Here is a 13,913-nt window from a genome sequence, read left to right as displayed (position 1 = left end):
GTTCACGTAGCGCCTCCGCCGCCGCTGCACAGTCTGCGGTAGCCGATAGCACCGATGAACCGGGCTCATGAGTTGACCGGCACGGGGCAGCGCATGCACGTCTCGCTGCCACGCAGGTGCAATCCATCCGTGATGGTGACGCCCCTCCGGTCGGGTTTGTCTTCGGCGTCGCAGCGGCACGTCGGCTTCGGCTTGCGGGTCCGCGGGTCGCAGGCTTTCGCACAGTGTCCACCGCGCGCCAGCGGGCCGTGGTCTCGCCTCCCAGTTCCGTGGCACGCGGGCGTCGGCTTCATCCTTGGCGGAATATGGCGCCGGATCAGCCGTTGTAATCGGCGTCCGAAACCTTCTCCAGCCACGTGACCGGCGTACCGTCGATGCTTTCCTGGATCGCGATGTGGCTCATCGCCGTATCTGCATCGGCACCGTGCCAGTGCTTTTCGCCGGCGGGAAACCAGACCACGTCGCCTTGGCTGATTTCTTCGACCGGCCCGCCGTCGCGCTGGACGCGCCCGCGGCCGAACGTGACGATCAGCGTCTGGCCCGCGGGGTGTGTGTGCCAGGCGGTGCGGGCGCCGGGCTCGAAGGTGACGTGCGCACCGCTGGTGCGGCCGGGCTCCTCGGCCTGGAACAGGGGGTCGATACGAACGGTGCCGGTGAAATAGTCTTCCGGTCCCGGATTGGACGGCGAGCTGCCGGAACGGGTGATCTTCATGTCTTTTCCTTTCAATGCGCAGCGCGCAGTTTTTCGAAACGGTAGGTCAGGGCCGGACCTCCGGGCTGGCCATAGGCCAGTTCGGCGGTGACCATGGCAAAGGGCTCGACGAAGCGAGCGGTGCGCAAACCACCGGCCTCCAGCGGCTCGAAGCCGGCTTCGCGGATAAGGCCGCGCGCCACTTCCTTTGCGCCCTCGTCGTCGCCATAGGTAAGAACCTGCGGCCGCGGCTTTTGGTTCCTGCGGTCGAAGACCGGTCCGAAGGCTTCAGACGGCACGGTGTTGAAGCACGACACCCAGCGGGCGCGCGGCCGCAACGCCGCCAGTTCCTCGGCCCCCGAGGTGGTGGTTCCGACGACGAGGTCGGTATTGCTGTCATCCAATGGCACGCAGCAATTCAGCACGACCGCACCGCTCAGGTCTCCTGCCTGGTCCAGTACATCGACGATGCGCGACCAGTGGACGGCAAGCAGAACGGCATCGGTCCCGGACACGGCCTCTGCCACGCTGCCATGCGCGGCGCCTACATCTCGCGCCAGCCGCTCAAGCTTTTGCGCGCTGCGGGAATACGAGAACGTGACCGCATGCCCGCTGGCAGCCCAGAGCCGCCCAAGCTGCGATCCCATCAGGCCGCTTCCGATGATGCCGATCTTCATTCCGGTCTCCTGTTGATGAACCGGCGGGGGTTGTCCCCGCCGGCAAAGGCTCATTCAGAGCGGTTTGCGAACACGTCCTTGGCCACCGGCATCGCCGAGAAGACGCGCGGCCAGCCCGTGTAGAAGGCCAGGTGCGACAGCACCGCGCCGGCTTCCTCCTGCGTCAGGCCGTTGTCCATGGCGCGGTTCAGGTGAAAGGTCATCTGCTCGGGCTGACCGGCGGCGATCAGTGCGGCCACGGTAACGAGGCTGCGGTCCCGCGGCGCCAGCGCCGGGCGCAGCCACAGGTCGAGGAAAAGCAGCTGCTCGGTGTTGTCCACCACACCTTGGCTGACCTCGCCATACGTGCCCTGGACGTTCTCCTGACGAGCGGCTTCGGACTCTTCGTCCAGCGGCAGGAGCTCCGGATCGACGTCCGGCAGGTCCTCGGCGCTCACGCCGCGCTCCTCGTAGACCGGGGCGGCGGCCTCGGCGGCAGCGGTTGCGTTGCCCCAGCCGGAATAGAAGGCAAGATGCGTGATCGTCTCGGAAATCTCGGCGGGCGTCACACCGGCATCAAGCGCGAGGGCGATGTAATCGCCAAGGTCTTCCGTCTCGTGCCGGGTCATCAGGGCGGCGAAGGTGATCAGGGAACGGTCGCGCACGGACAGGTCTTCGGACTGCCACACGGACCCGAAGAGGGAATCCTGGGAATAGGCCTCCAGCGCGGGGGCCACGCTGCCGACGGCGTCTGGAAGTGTTTCAGCCGGTGTCTGCGCCGAGGCGGACGCGGCGAGGAGGGAGAGGGCAGAAGCGGCAAAATGCGTCTTCATGGGGAAAACCTTTCGGATCATGTTGTAACTGCCCCATGATCTGGTCGCTTCGGAAGAAACGTTAATGCCGTCCGGCCCCAAGCCACTCATGAGCTTGGCTCATGAACCCTCACGCACGCTCGCGCAGTGCATCCAGAACGACCTGAAACGCCGAGGACGGGCGTTGCCGGCTGGGATAGTACAGATGGAAACCGGGGAAATACGGCGAATAACTGTCAAGGCAGATGCGCAATTCACCCGCATCGAGCTTCTCCTGCGCCAGGCGTTCTGGCACCAATGCAAGACCATGACCGTCCGTGGCCGCACGCAGGACAGGGTTGATCATGTTGAAAACAGCCTGCCCTTGCACCTTCACCCGGATCTCGTTTCCGTCAGCATCCTCGAACTCCCAGGCGTAGAGCGCGCCATGCGTCGACAGGCGCAGGTTGATGCAGCGATGGCTCGTCAGGTCCTGCGGCGTCTCGGGCACACCTGCCGTCTCGAAGTAGTCAGGGGCGCCGACACAGATCATCCGCTCGTCCGGCCCGATCCGCATCGCGATCATGCCTTCGCTCACCTGCTCGCCGTACCGCACACCGGCATCACATTGCGACTCCGCAAGATCCGAATAGCCGTAATCGACCACGAACTCGACCTTTACCGCCGGATGCGCCTTGAGCACCGGGGACAGCTTCGGCCACAGAAGGGACTCTATCGCGTATTCCACCGCGACGATCCGCACCGTACCGGTCGGCTGGTCCTGCGCATCGTTCAGCGCCTGAAGCCTAGACTCGATCTTCTCGAAGCAGGGATTCAGCGTGGCCAGCAGATCCTCGCCCTCGATCGTCGGTGCAACCGAACGTGTCGTGCGCGTCAGCAGGCGCAGGCCAAGCCGCTTTTCCAGCCCCTTGATCGTGTGGCTGAGCGCGGATTGCGACACGTTCAGCCGCGCCGCGGCCCTGGTAAAGCTGCGTTCCTCCGCAACGGCGGCCAGCGCGATGAGGTCGTTGATGTTTTCTCGTAGCATGGCGGAAGCTCTGATCTCTCTGTCGGTGATCATGGCGGGTTCGCCTCCGGATATATGTGCTTGGCTCATAAAGTCCATGCATTATGCGCTTGCGAGTTACGGAAGGATCCGGATGAGCCGGTCGCGCGAGGCGCCGTCGCCGCGCGGGGAGCGGTTGGTGGTGATGGCAAGAATACCCTCTTGCGTGACAACGATGTCGCGTATCCGTTCGCCGGCGTGGAAGGCTTCGCGCACCTCTCCGTCCTCGGTCACGGCAAGCACACCCTGCGCCCGAAGTCCTGCCAACAACAGAGTCTCACCGTCCCAGGCCAGGCCCGACGGCGCCCAGGTTGTGCCCCCGGACTGCGCCAGCGGCGCATGCATCCCGTCCCGCGTCTCGTCACCTTTTATCAGCGGCCAGCCATAGTTGCCGCCTGCCTCGACGCGGTTCACCTCGTCCTGGCCGGACTGCCCGTGCTCGGCGACGAACAGCACGCCGTCGTCGTTCCAGGCAAGGCCCTGCGGATTGCGGTGCCCCAGCGAATAGACTGGCGAGCCCGGAAACGGATTGTCGCCGGGCACGTCGCCCTCAGGCGTGACCCTCAGGACCTTGCCCGCCAGGCTCTGCAGGTCCTGCGGCCGCTCCCGGTTCTCGGTCCACCCGGTGGTGACATAAAGCATGCCATCCGGGCCAAAGGCGACGCGGCCACCGTTGTAGAGCGGGTGACCGGGGATGTCTTCGACAAGAACCCGCGTCTCGCGCCAGGCATTGCCGTCGCGCACAACCTCGATAACCCGGTTCCTGCGGTTCTCGGGCGTTCCATGGTGCTGATACAGGATCACACGCCCGCTTTCAGTGAAATCCGGCCTCAGCGCGAGACCAAGCAGCCCACCGCCACGGTCGTCGAGGATCGGCACACTGGTGACCACCGGCAGGCGCAGCAACTCGCCGTTTTCCAGCACCGACAGGGTGCCGGCCTTTTCCGTGATATAGAGACTCCCTTTACTGGCCTCGATGTCCCAGGGGTAGTTCAGGTCGGGCAGAACCGTTTCAATCGTCTGGCCATGCGCGGGCAGCGCCAGCATCGCTGCGGTCAAAAAGTGCAGAACGCGTTTCATGTCGACGAAAGCTCCAAAGCCTGAGAGTAGGCGGCCCGCACAACGCGGACCGCCGAAAGGTCACTGCGCATATTCCTCATCGGTGACATGCTCGCCCCAGGTCACGGCCGAGCCGTCCTCGTTTCCCTGGACGGCATAGTGCGTCACCGAGGTGGTGTCGGTCGCACCGTGCCAGTGCTCAGTTTCCGGCGGACACCAGACGACATCACCGGCCTGGATGACCTCCTTTTCCTGCCCGCGTTCCTGCACCCAGCCAGTGCCGTGGGTGACCACCAGCATCTGCCCCACCGGATGCGTGTGCCAGGCCGAGCGGGCCCCGGGCAGGAATGTCACCTCGCCCGCGCTGACGCCGTTCATCTCGGGCGGGAAAACGGGCGCGACATAGGCGGTGCCGGTAAAGGTTTCTTCGCTCCCGATCTGCCCGCCGCGATCTTCGGTCTGGGTGATGGTCTGGGATTGCGCAAAAGCGGCCGGGGCGGCCAGCCCAAGCGCGAGGGTCGTTCCGATAAGGTGTTTCATGACGGGATGTCTCCTTTCGTCGAATTGCGGCCTTGCGGCGGGGCACGTCCCGCGCCGCTCACAGTCAAGGTAGAGTGCGTATCAGCCGGGATAATGCGGCGCAGGCGGCATCCACCCATGAGACGCATTCATGAACGGGTACGCTTGCGAGTGGATCGTGAACCGCCGGGCTCGCTGTCGCATCCTTGTCGACAGGGCCGGCACCCGGGCCGGCATGGACCTGAAGGGCGGAATGCCGTCATACTGATGGCCGTGGCTCATGAGTGGAAGCGACATCTTCCCCCTATTCTCCGCCGTCGTAGCGGTTAGAGTGCTGGCGAGGCGAGGAAGGAAACCCAGTATGGCCGGCAGACCCGATATTCCACTGGCACTGACCGCTGCGGCCCTTTTCTTTGCACCGGCCAAGGCCGGAAATGCTGATGATTTCAATAGCAGGAGTGCCATGACCCGGATCAACGTTATTGTCGGAGACGAGGTGATGCCCGCGACGCTGGACGACACCCCTGCCGCGCGGGACTTCGAATCGATGCTCCCGATCGACCTGACGCTCAGCGATTACCACGGCATCGAGAAGGTCGCCAACCTTGACCGAAAGCTCGACGACACGGGCGCGCCGCGCGCCTATGAACCCGAGCCGGGTGACATCACGCAGTATCGACCATGGGGCAACCTCGCGATCTTCTACAAGCCATTCCAGTCCTCGGCAGGCCTGCTGCGGCTGGGCGAGATTGACGGTTCGCTCGAGCCGTTGATGCGGGCGGGGGATTTTTCCGTGCGCATCGAACTCGCCGACTGATAACTGTCCTCGCACCAATCCTGACCGGGCTGCGTATGTTACGCGTGCGGGGCTGCTGGCGTTCCGTGGTAAAGGAGAACCCCAACACCATGGCCGATATGTTAGCATTCCGGATTTCCCACCGCGGTAACGTGGGCATGAATGTTAAAGAGGCAAACAGATGCTATCGTCGGGAATAGGTGGCCAGCTTTTGTTGTATCCTTCCAGCCCATCAAGACATCATGGACGGCACTTTGCGCTCCACTCTAGGCGCGCAGGAAAGGCGATTGAAAGAGACTGAAGGACGACGTGAATGCCATGAACTGCCTACCTAGTCTAATCAATCGGATCTTTGGATCATAAACTTGAAGTGACCGAAAACTAAGAGCCAATTGATCCTTATCAACAAATCCCGAAAATATGGGCGCCGCCTTCGGGCAGCGTCGGACTGGAGTCCGGTGGGTGGTGTTCCTATGTGAAAGGAAATCAGAATGCCGATTTGTTCGGAGGGTCCTTTGTTACCTAAAGACAAACGGGCGGATCGTGACGCAAGCAAACGCAAGTACGCCAAAACAGAAGAGCCGTTATTGTGTCGAGCCAAGACCAGAAATCATCGTGATTTCCTGAAGAATTTCGTCGACACCGACACCCGACTTGAGCGATGTGAAAATGAACGGGCGGCCTTGGCGCATCCGCGTGGCGTCCTGTCGCATCACGTCGAGCGAAGCGCCTACATGGGGTGCGAGGTCGGTCTTGTTGATCACCAGTATGTCGGAGCGTGTTATCGCCGGACCGCCCTTGCGCGGGATCTCCTCTCCCGCCGCCGTGTCGATCACATAGACCGTCAGGTCGGCCAGTTCCGGGCTGAACGTGGCGGACAGGTTGTCACCGCCCGACTCGATCAGGACAACCTCGAGATCCGGGTGGCGTTCACGCATCTCGGCGACAGCGGCGAGGTTGATGGACGCGTCTTCACGGATCGCCGTGTGCGGACAGCCCCCTGTTTCAACTCCGATGATCCGGTCCGAGGGCAGGATCTGCATCCGCACAAGGGCGTCCGCATCTTCCTGAGTATAGATGTCATTGGTGATCACGCCGATCGAAAACCTGTCTTTCATCGCCTCTGAAAGACGGGCGGTCAGCGTGGTTTTGCCCGCGCCGACCGGACCGCCGATTCCGATGCGCAAGGGGCCGTTCATCCTGGTCATGACTGAAATAGCCTCGGTTCGAGAGTTTCGTGCCGCATCGACGCTATATCGGACAGAAACGCGTTGCTGAAAATGTCGTCAGGGACCGCGCCGCGCGTCTCGGCCTCCACCCGGATCACGTCAGCCTGAAGCGCGGCCAGCACGCGTTGCCCGTCTGTCTGGCCAAGCGGCATCAGGCGCAGCGCGGCGGACACAAGGTTGGAGACGAAGGATTGCAGGTAAAGCAGCACGCAGGCGTCAATGTCGAGCTTCATGAGATGCGCCGCCCGACCTGTTGCAACCGGCAAGGTCAGCTGCGGAAGATCAAGCCCCCAGACGGCGTTGGTCGTGCGCACGAAGGCTGCTCCCTGCCGCACGGTCTCGGACAGGCGTTCGGCGGAGGGCGCGAAGGCGCGGTTCCGCGAATCGATCTCGGTCACATCGCCTGGTCCGGCGGCAAGCCGCAACCAGATCGCGTCATTGCGGCCCCCGCCTTGGTTCAGGCAGCTGCGCAGCCATGCCTGCAAGGTGTCGGCTTCCTTGATCTGTTCATCCCGGATGGCTTGCTCTATCCCGTGCGACCATGCAAAAGCGCCGATGGGATAGGCCGGGGACAGCCATTGCGCCAGTGTCAGCAGCTCGGCATCAGTGGGCATGCGCCGTCGCCCCGTGCTCATGGCTGTGCGTGCGGCCGTGGCCATAGGCGCCGCCCTCGGGCTTGAAGGGCTCGGCAACCGCCGTCATGGTCGCCCCCAGATGCGCCAGCATATGCGCGATCACCGGATCGTCGCGGATCAAAAGCCGATCAGCCTCCACCTGGCAAGGCGTGTGCCGATTGCCGATATGCCAGGCCAGCCGCGCCAGATCGGACCCCGACACGGCCAACAGCGCCTCCGGGGCCGCGATGATCCGCACGAGACGGCCGTCGGTGGTTTCCAGCGCGTCCCCGTCGTTCAAGGATACCGTCTGTTCGAAATCGGCCACGAGCGACCATCCTTGATCGACGGTAAGTTTGCGGCGCCGGAAAAACCGGTCTTCGTAGGACAGCGCACAAAGTGCCGCGTCACCGGTCCAGGTTCCGGCCTTGTGCAGGTGTTGGGCGATCGGGAGTTGGGTCATGGCGGTCAATACAGGAAATAGCGCTGCGCCATGGGCAATTCGCTGGCCGGCTCACAGGTCAGCAGCTCGCCGTCGGCGCGCACTTCGTAGGTTTCGGGGTTGACGTCGATTTCGAGGCAGGCATCGTTAAGCTTCAGATCGGCTTTTCCGATGCCGCGGGTCTTTTGAACAGGCAGTGTCCGCTTGGCCAGACCCAGGCTGTCGCCAATGCCCGCATCCGCGGCGGCTGCCGAAACGAAAGTCACGGCCGACGCTTCGACGGCGCGCCCGAATGCCCCGAACATGGGTCGCGTGTAGACCGGCTGTGGCGTCGGGATCGAGGCGTTCGGGTCGCCCATCTGCGCACAGGCAATCGAGCCGCCGATCAGGACCATCTCGGGCTTCACCCCGAAAAACGCCGGGTTCCACAGCACAAGGTCGGCCCGCTTGCCTTCCTCGATCGAGCCTATGTGGCCCGAAATACCATGCGCGATGGCGGGGTTGATCGTGTATTTGGCGACGTAGCGGCGGACACGAAGGTTGTCGTTTTCGCCAGACTCCTCATCCAGCCGCCCGCGTTGTTTCTTCATCTTGTCCGCGGTCTGCCACGTACGGATGATCACCTCTCCGACGCGGCCCATGGCCTGGCTGTCGGAGGCGATGATCGAAAAGGCCCCCATGTCGTGCAGAATATCCTCTGCAGCTATGGTTTCGCGCCGGATGCGGCTTTCGGCGAACGCGATATCCTCGGGGATCGATTTGTCGAGGTGATGGCAGACCATCAGCATATCCAAGTGTTCTTCCAGCGTATTCACGGTGAAAGGTCGCGTCGGGTTGGTAGACGACGGCAACACGTTTTCCTGCCCGCAGATCTTGATGATGTCCGGCGCATGGCCGCCGCCCGCACCCTCGGTGTGGAAGGCATGAATGGTTCGCCCCTTGAGCGCGGCCACCGTGTTCTCGACAAAGCCCGATTCATTGAGCGTGTCGGTGTGGATCATCACCTGAACATCCATCGCGTCGGCGACCGACAGGCAACAGTCGATCGCGGCTGGCGTGGTGCCCCAATCCTCGTGCAGTTTCAGCGCGCAGGCCCCGGCATTGACCTGCTCTTCCAGCGCGCCGGGCAACGAGGCGTTGCCTTTTCCCGCGAATGCGAGGTTCATCGGGAAAGCGTCCGCCGCCTGCAACATGCGCCCGATATGCCAGGGGCCGGGTGTGCAGGTCGTCGCAAGCGTCCCTTGCGCGGGCCCCGTACCGCCACCCAGCATGGTGGTCAGGCCGGAATGCAGCGCATCCTCGATCTGTTGCGGGCAGATGAAATGGATGTGGCTGTCGAACCCGCCTGCGGTCAGGATGCGGCCTTCGCCTGCAATGACCTCGGTGCCGGGACCGATGATGATGTCGACGCCGGGCTGCGTATCGGGATTGCCGGCCTTGCCGAGCTTGTGGATATTCCCCGCTTTCAGGCCAACATCAGCCTTGTAGATGCCGGTATGATCGACGATCAGCGCATTGGTGATAACCGTATCGACCGCGCCCTCGGCCCGGGTCGCCTGGGATTGGCCCATTCCGTCGCGAATGACCTTGCCGCCGCCGAACTTGACCTCTTCGCCGTAGAGCGTGGCGTTATCTCCGGTACCGCCCGTCGTGGCGGCGCCTGCGTTCAAGGCGGTCAGGTCACGTTCGACCTCGATGATCAGGTCCGTGTCGGCCAGACGCACCTTGTCGCCCGTCGTGGGGCCGAACATCGCGGCATAGTCGCCCCGTGAGATCGTGGCGGGCATTACAGCTCTCCCATGATGTGCTGGTTGAAGCCGTACACGCGGCGCGCGCCCGACATCGGGATCAGCTGCACCTCGCGCCGCTGTCCGGGTTCGAACCGCACGGCGGTGCCGGCCGCGATGTCAAGACGGTGGCCGCGTGCGGCGTCACGGTCGAAATCCAAGGCTGGGTTCGTTTCGGCAAAATGATAATGGCTGCCCACCTGAACGGGCCGGTCGCCGGTATTCGCCACCTCCAGCGTGATCGCCTGGCGGTCAGCGTTCAGCTCCAGCGTGCCTTCGGCGGGAAAGATTTCTCCGGGGATCATCGATTTATCCAATCATGACCAATGCGGACCCGCCCATGGCGACGGCCAGCCCGGCGCCACGCGCCATCAGCGCGCCGCCCGAACGGCCCAGCGTCCAACCTGCCGCGGCCCCCAATGCATGAAGCGCCGCCGTCGCGGCGACAAACCCGGCAAGATAGGCTGACGCCCCCGCGCTGCCAATCTCGGCCCCGTGCGCGTGACCGTGGAACACGCCCATCGCCGCCACGATCGCCACCGCGCCAGGCAAGGGCAACCGCGCCGCCATGGCGACCAACAGGCCAAGAAAGAGGACAGAGGCAAGTATCATCGGCTCGACCATGGGAAGCGGCAGTCCACCCAGTGACAGCACGAACCCACCCGTCATCGCGGCCACGAAGCCCACCGGCAACGCCCAAAATGCGCGTCCGCCAAGGCTGGCGGCCCACAGCCCCACCGCTACCATCGCAAGGATATGATCGGCCCCAAAGACCGGATGCGAGGCACCCGCCGCGAAAGAGCCGTGCGCACCCGGATCGAGATGGGCAAGCGCCGGGCCGGCAGCCAGCAAAGCGGGAACGAGGGAAATGGCGAGGCGTTGCATGAGGGTGGTCTCCTGTGGGCTTAGCGAATGGGATTGTGAACGGTGACAAGCTTGGTGCCGTCGGGAAAAGTGGCTTCGACCTGAACCTCATGGATCATTTCAGGCACGCCCTGCATGCATTGCCCGCGCGAAACCACTTCGGCCCCGGCGGTCATCATGTCCGCGACAGTGCGGCCGTCCCGTGCGCCTTCGACAACCGCGTCCGTGATCAAGGCAATCGCTTCGGGATAGTTCAGCTTCACCCCCCGCGCCAGCCGCTTTCGCGCCACTTCGGCGGCCATCGCGACCATCAGCTTGTCCTTTTCTCTTGGCGTCAGTTGCATTTCTCTCAAAGCCTCCAGGATCTGGGAAGTGTGGCACCCGACAGCGCCTCCAGCACCGGGCACAGCACCGTGCGCAGCAGGAAACCATCTTGTGCAAGCACGCGGACCACGAGGGTATCGGGACGAAGAAGGCTGGCACCGCCAGTTGACGACAGAAACCCGCGGACCTTTTTTAGCAAGGCTTCTGCCCGCGGGCCGACATAAAGCGCGCTTGCCATCGCGTGCATCCCGCCAGCGGTCGCGGCCTGGACCAAAAGCGCCGGGATATCCCCTGTCAGGGCAAGACGGTCTTCATAGACCGGCTGCCCGCCGCGACGAACGCTGATGCGGTCGAGAAAAGTCGCATCGTTGACCACTTCGCCCATCGCCGTACGCCCCAAGACGATCGGCTCGGCCATCACGAACTCCGCGGCTTTTTCGGACAGATCGACCTCCAGCCGTCGGTCCAGTGCCGCGCCATCAAAAACCAGCAATTCCTGCGGAAGCCAGTACATCGCCGCCCCGGCCTCGACAGCAAGTCTTGTCCTGACATGCGCACGGCCACCAGAACTGCGATACACCCGTTCTGCGGCTTGCGTCGTCAACACCAGCCTGCTGTCACGACCGGCGCGTGCGTCGATGTCAAAACGATCCCCGCCTGTCAGCCCACCGGAGGTGTTAACCACGATAGCTTCGACAGCATCCTTTCGGCGCGGAAAAACAGCGCGTGCGCATCCCGCACTGTGCAATCCGTCGATCCAGCTATGGCCATCCCGCATCTTCGACGACACCTGCAACCCACCGACCGCCCGGGGAAGGCACGGTGCATCGGCAGAAGCCTTGAAGTCTTGAACGAGATGCATGGGCGTTTCCGAGCGAGAGGACACCGGAAACGAGCACGCCCCATGCGCCCTGTTCCAGTCCAAGCCCTTCTGGAGGCCCCGTCGCCATGCCGCCACGCTCAAGAATTCGGCAGCTTTGACCCGTAATGCTCGAAAATTGGGCACACGCGGGACGAAATGGCCACACCCATCGCGGCCCTTGGAGCAACGGTGAAACTCATGTTGCTTGCCGGATTTTTAGACTGGACGATCAGGAAATGAGCGGAATGAAGACAGGCGCATTTGTTCTCGGCATCATGCTAGGTGGGCCAGCCGCCGCCACGACGCTGCCGCAGGTCTTTGCGAGCTGCACCGGACGTTTCTCCGCCGAGCTTGAACATGCCTGGTTGATGCGGAGCGTAGACGCGGAGGTTCTGGAACTGCGCCGGGCGCATTTCGAAGACATGCTCGCCTCAGTGACGAAAAACGAGATGCGCAGCAGCCTTCTGGATCAGCGGATAAAGGCGAAAAGCGCGCATGCGCACATTCTGAGCATGGCACAATTCGAACGAGATCCAGACATAGCCCGTTGGGCCAGACACCGCGCGAAGGTCGAGATCGACTATTGTGAAAGCTTGCTCCTGGAAAGCTGATCGTCGCGAAAAAGAGAGCGCCCAAAAAACAGGCGAAAACTGCCGATTGCGCTGAAAATTTAGACTTCGACAGGAGACTCCGGCCCATCGCCACGCTGCAACCTCGCCGCTTTGCAGAAGCATGTGGAAGCACTGTGTGCGGCGGACGAATCCCGTCCGGTCGAACGTGCGATGGTGCAGGCCTTGCAATCCAGATCACCACCGCACTCCGCAACATGTTGCGTGGGGGATATATGGGACATTTGGATATTGCCCACAAGCACCCTGCGCGTTACGCAAAGGGGACTGAATCAATGTCAAAAAAGCTGTTAAGCTCCGTCGCTGTCGTGATGGCAACCGCGCTGCCCGCAATGGCGCAGGACTGCCCGATCAAGGTCGGCGTACTGCACTCGCTGTCGGGCACCATGGCAATCTCGGAGACCACGCTCAAAGACACCATGGAAATGCTGATCGAACAGCAGAACGAGAAAGGCGGCGTTCTGGGCTGCGAACTGGAAGCAGTGGTCGTCGACCCCGCCTCGGACTGGCCCTTGTTCGCCGAGAAAGCGCGCGAGCTGCTGACCGTGCACGAGGTCGACGTGATCTTCGGCAATTGGACCAGCGTCAGCCGCAAATCCGTGCTGCCAGTCATCGAGGAACTGAACGGGCTGCTGTTCTATCCCGTGCAGTACGAGGGCGAGGAAAGCTCCAAGAACGTATTCTACACCGGCGCGGCACCGAACCAACAGGCGATCCCCGCCACGGATTACTTCCTGGAAGAACTTGGCGTCGAAAGCTTCGCGCTGCTAGGCACCGACTATGTCTATCCGCGCACCACGAACAATATCCTGGAATCCTACCTGAAATCGAAGGGCATCTCCGACGAGGACATCTTCGTCAACTACACGCCCTTCGGCCATTCAGACTGGTCCAAGATCGTGTCGGACGTCGTGGCGCTGGGTGCAGGCGGCAAACAGGTCGGCGTGATCTCGACCATCAACGGCGACGCTAACGTGGGATTCTACAAGGAACTCGCAGCACAGGGTGTTTCGGCCGATGACATCCCCGTCGTCGCCTTCTCCGTGGGCGAAGAAGAGCTGTCGGGCCTCGACACTTCGAACCTCGTTGGGCATCTCGCGGCGTGGAACTACTTCCAGTCCGCCGACACCGATGCCAACGCCGAATGGATCGAGGCATGGAAGGCCCGCATGGGCGAGGAACGCGTGACCAACGACCCGATGGAGGCGCATTACATCGGCTTCAACATGTGGGTGAACGCCGCCGAAGAGGCCGGCACTACCGACGTCGATGCGGTCCGCACCGCCATGTACGGTCAGGAATTCCCGAATCTGACCGGCGGCACCGCGGTCATGCTGCCGAACCACCACCTGGCCAAGCCGGTTCTCATCGGCGAGATCCAGGAAGACGGTCAATTCGACATCATCAGCCAGACCGAGGAAGTGCCGGGCGACGCCTGGACAGACTACCTTCCGGAGTCGGCTGTGCTGAAGTCCGACTGGCAGGAACTCGAGTGCGGTATGTACAACACCGAGACCGAGACCTGCGTGCAGATCAAGTCGAATTACTGACCCTCTAAGACTTGAAGGGCGGACCCTGCGCCGC

Annotated in this window: 17 protein-coding genes; 3 read left to right on the top strand and 14 right to left on the bottom strand. The window is 62.8% G+C overall.

Going from position 1 to position 13,913, the window contains the following annotated elements:
* Nucleotides 1–316: 316 nt before the first annotated feature.
* The 6 genes from C2I35_RS05195 to C2I35_RS05170 all read right to left on the bottom strand — a co-directional run bounded on the left by C2I35_RS05195 (nucleotide 317) and on the right by C2I35_RS05170 (nucleotide 4,803).
* Complete coding sequence (locus C2I35_RS05195; protein WP_103761989.1) at nucleotides 317–712, bottom strand: (R)-mandelonitrile lyase; 396 nt, start codon at nucleotides 710–712, stop codon at nucleotides 317–319.
* 11 nt (nucleotides 713–723) lie between these two features.
* Complete coding sequence (locus tag C2I35_RS05190; RefSeq protein WP_103761988.1) at nucleotides 724–1,368, bottom strand: NAD(P)-binding domain-containing protein; 645 nt, start codon at nucleotides 1,366–1,368, stop codon at nucleotides 724–726.
* Between the two features lie 50 nt (nucleotides 1,369–1,418).
* Complete coding sequence (locus tag C2I35_RS05185; RefSeq protein WP_103762472.1) at nucleotides 1,419–2,180, bottom strand: carboxymuconolactone decarboxylase family protein; 762 nt, start codon at nucleotides 2,178–2,180, stop codon at nucleotides 1,419–1,421.
* A 109-nt stretch (nucleotides 2,181–2,289) separates the two neighbouring features.
* Nucleotides 2,290–3,186, bottom strand: a complete 897-nt coding sequence (locus C2I35_RS05180; RefSeq protein ID WP_103762471.1) for a LysR family transcriptional regulator — start codon at nucleotides 3,184–3,186, stop codon at nucleotides 2,290–2,292.
* Between the two features lie 96 nt (nucleotides 3,187–3,282).
* Nucleotides 3,283–4,284 carry a PQQ-dependent sugar dehydrogenase gene (locus C2I35_RS05175; protein ID WP_211286112.1) on the bottom strand — a complete coding sequence of 334 codons (1,002 nt, stop codon included), beginning with the start codon at nucleotides 4,282–4,284 and terminating at the stop codon, nucleotides 3,283–3,285.
* Between the two features lie 60 nt (nucleotides 4,285–4,344).
* Nucleotides 4,345–4,803, bottom strand: a complete 459-nt coding sequence (locus C2I35_RS05170; RefSeq protein ID WP_103761987.1) for a (R)-mandelonitrile lyase — start codon at nucleotides 4,801–4,803, stop codon at nucleotides 4,345–4,347.
* A 340-nt stretch (nucleotides 4,804–5,143) separates the two neighbouring features.
* Here C2I35_RS05170 and C2I35_RS05165 point away from each other — a divergent pair, with 340 nt between their 5' ends.
* Complete coding sequence (locus tag C2I35_RS05165) at nucleotides 5,144–5,599, top strand: cyclophilin-like fold protein (protein WP_245890405.1); 456 nt, start codon at nucleotides 5,144–5,146, stop codon at nucleotides 5,597–5,599.
* Between the two features lie 563 nt (nucleotides 5,600–6,162).
* Here the strand turns inward: C2I35_RS05165 and ureG are convergent.
* Genes ureG through C2I35_RS05125 form a run of 8 tightly spaced genes read right to left on the bottom strand, consistent with a single transcriptional unit; the run spans nucleotide 6,163 to nucleotide 11,796 of the window.
* The gene (ureG, locus tag C2I35_RS05160; RefSeq protein ID WP_103761985.1) at nucleotides 6,163–6,786 is read right to left on the bottom strand and encodes an urease accessory protein UreG; all 624 of its coding nucleotides are present in this window, start codon (nucleotides 6,784–6,786) and stop codon (nucleotides 6,163–6,165) included.
* Nucleotides 6,783–7,421 carry an urease accessory protein UreF gene (locus C2I35_RS05155; protein ID WP_103761984.1) on the bottom strand — a complete coding sequence of 213 codons (639 nt, stop codon included), beginning with the start codon at nucleotides 7,419–7,421 and terminating at the stop codon, nucleotides 6,783–6,785. The genes ureG and C2I35_RS05155 overlap by 4 nt, the downstream gene beginning before the upstream one ends.
* The gene (locus C2I35_RS05150) at nucleotides 7,411–7,884 is read right to left on the bottom strand and encodes an urease accessory protein UreE (RefSeq protein ID WP_103762469.1); all 474 of its coding nucleotides are present in this window, start codon (nucleotides 7,882–7,884) and stop codon (nucleotides 7,411–7,413) included. Before C2I35_RS05150 ends, C2I35_RS05155 begins: the two co-directional genes overlap by 11 nt.
* 5 nt (nucleotides 7,885–7,889) lie before the next feature.
* Entirely contained in the window at nucleotides 7,890–9,650 is a 1,761-nt protein-coding gene (ureC, locus tag C2I35_RS05145; protein ID WP_103761983.1) for an urease subunit alpha, read from the bottom strand.
* Entirely contained in the window at nucleotides 9,650–9,955 is a 306-nt protein-coding gene (locus C2I35_RS05140; protein ID WP_103761982.1) for an urease subunit beta, read from the bottom strand. Before C2I35_RS05140 ends, ureC begins: the two co-directional genes overlap by 1 nt.
* 4 nt (nucleotides 9,956–9,959) lie before the next feature.
* Entirely contained in the window at nucleotides 9,960–10,535 is a 576-nt protein-coding gene (locus C2I35_RS05135) for a HupE/UreJ family protein (protein WP_103761981.1), read from the bottom strand.
* A gap of 20 nt (nucleotides 10,536–10,555) precedes the next feature.
* Nucleotides 10,556–10,858: an urease subunit gamma gene (locus tag C2I35_RS05130; protein WP_103761980.1), complete on the bottom strand. Its 303-nt coding sequence runs from the start codon at nucleotides 10,856–10,858 to the stop codon at nucleotides 10,556–10,558.
* Between the two features lie 5 nt (nucleotides 10,859–10,863).
* Entirely contained in the window at nucleotides 10,864–11,796 is a 933-nt protein-coding gene (locus C2I35_RS05125; protein WP_245890438.1) for an urease accessory protein UreD, read from the bottom strand.
* Between the two features lie 140 nt (nucleotides 11,797–11,936).
* Between C2I35_RS05125 and C2I35_RS05120 the strand changes: the two genes are divergently transcribed.
* On the top strand, nucleotides 11,937–12,311 hold the full coding sequence (locus tag C2I35_RS05120; protein WP_146049970.1) for a hypothetical protein: 375 nt from the start codon (nucleotides 11,937–11,939) through the stop codon (nucleotides 12,309–12,311).
* A gap of 293 nt (nucleotides 12,312–12,604) precedes the next feature.
* A complete protein-coding gene (gene urtA, locus C2I35_RS05115) occupies nucleotides 12,605–13,879 on the top strand; it encodes an urea ABC transporter substrate-binding protein (protein WP_103761977.1) in 1,275 nt (424 codons plus the stop codon).
* Nucleotides 13,880–13,913 lie beyond the last annotated feature (34 nt).

This window comes from Roseovarius confluentis, from assembly GCF_002917925.1.
In the GTDB taxonomy this organism is placed as follows: Bacteria; Pseudomonadota; Alphaproteobacteria; order Rhodobacterales; family Rhodobacteraceae; genus Roseovarius; species Roseovarius confluentis.
Note: the sequence above shows the minus strand (reverse complement) of the source record. Positions and strands in the feature narration are given on the sequence as shown.

Bases quoted from the DNA above. Each gene is read 5' to 3' on its own strand.
- C2I35_RS05195 (WP_103761989.1), bottom strand. From the start codon at position 712: ATGAAGATCACCCGTTCCGGCAGCTCGCCGTCCAATCCGGGACCGGAA.
- C2I35_RS05190 (WP_103761988.1), bottom strand. From the start codon at position 1,368: ATGAAGATCGGCATCATCGGAAGCGGCCTGATGGGATCGCAGCTTGGG.
- C2I35_RS05185 (WP_103762472.1), bottom strand. From the start codon at position 2,180: ATGAAGACGCATTTTGCCGCTTCTGCCCTCTCCCTCCTCGCCGCGTCC.
- C2I35_RS05180 (WP_103762471.1), bottom strand. From the start codon at position 3,186: ATGCTACGAGAAAACATCAACGACCTCATCGCGCTGGCCGCCGTTGCG.
- C2I35_RS05175 (WP_211286112.1), bottom strand. From the start codon at position 4,284: ATGAAACGCGTTCTGCACTTTTTGACCGCAGCGATGCTGGCGCTGCCC.
- C2I35_RS05170 (WP_103761987.1), bottom strand. From the start codon at position 4,803: ATGAAACACCTTATCGGAACGACCCTCGCGCTTGGGCTGGCCGCCCCG.
- C2I35_RS05165 (WP_245890405.1), top strand. From the start codon at position 5,144: ATGGCCGGCAGACCCGATATTCCACTGGCACTGACCGCTGCGGCCCTT.
- ureG (WP_103761985.1), bottom strand. From the start codon at position 6,786: ATGACCAGGATGAACGGCCCCTTGCGCATCGGAATCGGCGGTCCGGTC.
- C2I35_RS05155 (WP_103761984.1), bottom strand. From the start codon at position 7,421: ATGCCCACTGATGCCGAGCTGCTGACACTGGCGCAATGGCTGTCCCCG.
- C2I35_RS05150 (WP_103762469.1), bottom strand. From the start codon at position 7,884: ATGACCCAACTCCCGATCGCCCAACACCTGCACAAGGCCGGAACCTGG.
- ureC (WP_103761983.1), bottom strand. From the start codon at position 9,650: ATGCCCGCCACGATCTCACGGGGCGACTATGCCGCGATGTTCGGCCCC.
- C2I35_RS05140 (WP_103761982.1), bottom strand. From the start codon at position 9,955: ATGATCCCCGGAGAAATCTTTCCCGCCGAAGGCACGCTGGAGCTGAAC.
- C2I35_RS05135 (WP_103761981.1), bottom strand. From the start codon at position 10,535: ATGCAACGCCTCGCCATTTCCCTCGTTCCCGCTTTGCTGGCTGCCGGC.
- C2I35_RS05130 (WP_103761980.1), bottom strand. From the start codon at position 10,858: ATGCAACTGACGCCAAGAGAAAAGGACAAGCTGATGGTCGCGATGGCC.
- C2I35_RS05120 (WP_146049970.1), top strand. From the start codon at position 11,937: ATGAGCGGAATGAAGACAGGCGCATTTGTTCTCGGCATCATGCTAGGT.
- urtA (WP_103761977.1), top strand. From the start codon at position 12,605: ATGTCAAAAAAGCTGTTAAGCTCCGTCGCTGTCGTGATGGCAACCGCG.